4 protein-coding genes are annotated in these 2,963 nt (G+C 69.7%); 3 read left to right on the top strand and 1 reads right to left on the bottom strand.

Annotated elements, in window-relative coordinates; genetic code table 11:
* Nucleotides 1-780 (top strand): helix-turn-helix domain-containing protein (locus B0W88_RS30870; protein ID WP_077038304.1); only part of this gene is annotated, 780 nt, incomplete at its 5' end.
* 99 nt (nucleotides 781-879) lie between these two features.
* Nucleotides 880-1,257, top strand: a complete 378-nt coding sequence (locus B0W88_RS30865; protein ID WP_077038303.1) for a hypothetical protein — start codon at nucleotides 880-882, stop codon at nucleotides 1,255-1,257.
* An 11-nt stretch (nucleotides 1,258-1,268) separates the two neighbouring features.
* On the opposite strand, the gene B0W88_RS30860 is transcribed toward B0W88_RS30865, so the two are convergent.
* Nucleotides 1,269-2,240: a LysR family transcriptional regulator gene (locus B0W88_RS30860; RefSeq protein ID WP_077038302.1), complete on the bottom strand. Its 972-nt coding sequence runs from the start codon at nucleotides 2,238-2,240 to the stop codon at nucleotides 1,269-1,271.
* A gap of 80 nt (nucleotides 2,241-2,320) precedes the next feature.
* Here B0W88_RS30860 and B0W88_RS30855 point away from each other — a divergent pair.
* Nucleotides 2,321-2,963, top strand: a 643-nt coding sequence (locus B0W88_RS30855) for a thiamine pyrophosphate-binding protein (protein ID WP_255378676.1), incomplete at its 3' end; no start/stop codon positions are given.

The raw sequence follows: 2,963 nt of genomic DNA, 5'->3' as shown, positions 1-2,963 counted from the left end.
CCCTTCGGCGCGCATCTGCGCCACTGGCGTCTGCAGCGCCGCCTGAGCCAGCTGGACCTGGCCGAGGAGGCCGGCATCTCGACCCGGCACCTCAGCTATGTGGAGACCGGCCGTGCCGCGCCCAGCCGCGAGATGGTGCTGCGCCTGGCCGAGCGCCTGGAGGTGCCGCTGCGCGAGCGCAATGCGCTGCTGGTGGCGGCCGGCTTCGCGCCGATGTACCGGCAGAGCCCGCTCGACGATCCGGCGATGGCGGCGGCGCGCAGCGCGGTCGAGCGGGTGCTGAAGGGGCACGAGCCCTATCCCGCGCTGGCCATCGACCGGCACTGGAACCTGGTGGCACACAACGCCTCGGTGGCGGCGCTGATGGAGGGCGCCAGCCTGGAGCTTCTGCAGCCGCCCGTCAACGTGCTGCGCTTGAGCCTGCACCCGGACGGACTCGCCGCGCGCATCGCCAACTACGCGCAGTGGCGCGCCCATCTGCTCGAACGCCTGCAGCAGCAGATCGCGGCGACCGGAGACGAGGTGCTGCGCGCGCTGCATGAGGAACTCGCGGCCTTCCCGGCGCCGCAGGTCAGCCACGACCAGGCTGCCGTGGACCTGGCGCTGTCCAGCGTGGCCGTGCCCTTCCAGCTGCTCACGCCGCAGGGCGTGCTCAGCTTCATCAGCACCACGACGATCTTCGGCACGCCGGTGGACGTGACGCTGCAGGAGCTGGCAGTGGAGTCCTTCTTCCCGGCCGACGAGCGGACGGCGGCGGCGTTGCGATTCCTTGAACGATGAGTTCAAGCTTGCCTAGTATTAACCCTTGGGGTCAGGTCCTAAAGTTCAGCCCATGGACAGAGCGAGTGCGAAGTCCAAAGCAACCGAAAGGATCTGATCATGAAGACCGTTCTGACCATTGCCGCTGCCCTGATCTCCACCGCCACCCTGCTCGGCGCTTCGTCGGCGCAGGCAAGTACGCAAGGCTATGACCAGTACCGCCGCGCGGTGCTGGGCGATACGACCGTCTCGGCGCCGGCCGTCGCGACGCAGGCCCAACTGGTGCCCGGTTCCTACGCCCAGTACCTGATCCACAACGGCGCCGTGAAGGGCGATGCGCTGTCGGCCGCCGCGCAGATCGGCGAGCGGCCGGTGGTGGCGAGTGTCGACGTGCAGGCCCGCAAGCCCGTGCTGAGCGCCAAGCAAAGCTACGAAAAGTCGATCGGCAACGACCTGGCCTGGGCCGGCGCCGGCGACCGGATCGCCGTCGGCGAGTAAGTAAGCCGTCCTCAGCCGAGAGTCTTCGCATCCGCCACGCCCCGGCCGTCCGCAAACGGGACGGCATGGGGCAGCAACGCTTCCTCGGTCCTGCGGAACAGCTCGACCACCCAGTCCACGAAGACCTTCAGCCGGGCGCCGTGCCTGCGGTTGGAGGGGTAGACGATGTGCACCGGCAGCGGCGGGACGGTCCACTCGGGCAGCACCCGCAGCAGCCGCCCCGACCGCAGGTAGCTCGCGGCCGCCACCGTGGTGGTCCGCACGACGCCCAGGCCGTTGAGCCCGGCCAGGATGTTGGACGTCGAGTCGTTGATGGCCAGCACGTGCTTGGGCCTGAACTCGGTCATCACGCCGTCGCGCATCAGCCGCCAGGGACTGGTCCTGCCGGTGCGATGGGAGAAGTAGTTCACCACCCGGTGGTTCTGCTCGAGGTCTTCGGGATCCGTCGGCAGGCCATAGTCGTGGGCGTACTCGGGCGACACCGCCACCACCATGCTGAGCCGGCCGAGATTGCGCGCGATGACGGACTGGTCCGTCAGTTCGCCGCCGCGGATGACGCAGTCGACGTTGTCGCCGATCAGGTCCACCGGCCGATCGGACACACCCAGGTCGATGACGATGTCCGGATACCTGCGATGGAATTCGGCCAGCGCCGGGATGATCAGGAAATGCCCGACCGTCGCGCCCACGTCGACGCGGAGCCGGCCCTTGGGGGCGGCCTTGACGTCGTCGAGGATGCTGCCCTCCATCTCCTCGATGTCCGCGAGGATCTGCACCGCCCGCTCGTAGTAGGCCGTGCCGGCTTCCGTCATCGTCATGCGGCGCGTCGTGCGGTTCAGCAGCGGCGTGCGCACCTCGGCTTCGAGCATCTGCACCAGACGCGTCAGCGAGGCCTTGGCAATGCCCATCGATTCCGCGGCCCGGCTGAAATTGCCCGCCTTCACGACGCGCACGAACGCGTCCATCGCTCCCAGCTTGTCCATGTGTGCTGCCGCCCGTCAGTTGCTGTGTCCGGCGGCACTTTACCCGGGGGACCGGGCGTCCGACGCTACAGTCGGCCGACATGAGCGCACACCCCAACGCCCGCGGCGAGCGTCTCGCCGGACATGCCCTCGTCGAAGCCCTGATCGAGCAAGGCGTCACCGATGCCTTCGGCGTGCCGGGCGAGAGCTACCTCGCCGTCCTCGACGGCTTCCACGAGCACCGCGAGCGCATCCGCTTCATCGCCTGCCGCCAGGAGGGCGGGGCGGCCTTCATGGCCGAGGCGCAGGGCAAGCTCACCGGCCGGCCGGGTGTCTGCTTCGTCACCCGCGGCCCCGGCGCGACGAACGCCAGCATCGGCCTGCACACCGCCTTCCAGGATTCGACACCGATGGTGCTGTTCATCGGCCAGGTGGCCTCGGACCAGCGCGATCGCGAGGCCTTCCAGGAAGTCGACTACCGGCAGATGTTCGGGCCCGGCACGCTGGGCTTCGCCAAGTGGGTGGGCGAGGTGCAGGATGCGGACCGGCTTCCCGAGTACGTCTCGCGTGCCTTCCACACGGCGCTGCAGGGCCGGCCCGGCCCGGTGGTGCTGGTGCTGCCGGAGGACATGCTGACGACCGCGATCGCGGCCCCCGTGCTGCCCCGCGCCGAGCCCGCGCAGGCCTGGCCGGCGCCGGCTGCACTGGCGCAGTTGCACGAGCGGCTGGCCGCGGCCCGCAGGC

The sequence above is a fragment of the Pelomonas sp. KK5 genome (assembly GCF_001984095.1).
Classification (GTDB): domain Bacteria; phylum Pseudomonadota; class Gammaproteobacteria; order Burkholderiales; family Burkholderiaceae_C; genus KK5.
This window is presented reverse-complemented; position numbering and strand designations above follow the sequence as displayed.